Origin of the sequence: Saccharothrix deserti, from assembly GCF_009769385.1 — a bacterium.
In the GTDB taxonomy this organism is placed as follows: Bacteria; Actinomycetota; Actinomycetes; order Mycobacteriales; family Pseudonocardiaceae; genus Actinosynnema; species Actinosynnema deserti.
Map to the genome: position 1 here is coordinate 1 of NZ_VKAB01000160.1, position 884 is coordinate 884.

Annotated in this window: 1 protein-coding gene; it reads left to right on the top strand. The window is 66.2% G+C overall.

Annotated features, from left to right (window positions below; translation table 11 throughout):
- A partial coding sequence (locus FM051_RS50005; protein ID WP_420803681.1) for an IS1634 family transposase occupies window positions 1-770 on the top strand: 770 nt, incomplete at its 5' end.
- Window positions 771-884 lie beyond the last annotated feature (114 nt).

Here is an 884-nt window from a genome sequence, read left to right on the forward strand (position 1 = left end):
ACTACATCCTCGGGGAGAAACTCCGTGGCGGCACTCCCGCCGCGGACGCGGCACTGTCCCGCCAAGGCCGCTACCAGAAGGTCCGCGACAACCTGGAAGTCAAGGAAGTCAAACTGGACAAGGACTTGGCCGACGACCGGTTCGTGGTCTGCTACAACCCCGCCGAAGCCGAACACGACGCCGCGCTGCGCGACAAGCACATCACCGCCCTGACCGAGATGATCAACGGATCGGACACGCTGTCAGCGACCAAACGCGCCGAACTCAAAGGCGTCATCTCCACCAGACCACACCTCAAGCGATATCTGCGCACCACACCGGGCGGGCTGCTGCGCATCGACGCCACCGCCGTCAAACGCGAGGCCAACCTCGACGGGAAATACCTACTGCGCACCAGCGACCCGACACTGTCCACCGAGGACATCGCCCTGGGCTACAGACAACTCCTGGAAGTCGAACGCGGCTGGCGCGACATGAAGACCGTGCTCGATCTCCGACCGGTCTATCACCGCCGCGAGGACCGCATCCGCTCCCACGTCCTGCTCTGCTGGCTCGCCCTGCTCCTCATCCGTGTCGCCGAGACCCGCACCGGCCGACGCTGGCCCGACCTGCGACGCGAACTCGACCGCATCCACCTGGGCACCTTCACCGGCCCAGCCGGCACGTTCCGCCGCCGCACCGAACTCACCAGCGGCCAGACCACGATCCTCACCGCACTCCGCCTACCCGTTCCACCGCTGATCACTGAGGCAACACCCGCAGCCCCCTGACCTGCGCCGATCCCACCGCCTAGTGACACGCCCCGTCACCGGGCCAGTCGGTGTTTCCCCAGCTCAACCCCCAGATTCACCGACCAGACGGCTACATCATCTGCGGAACGCGGG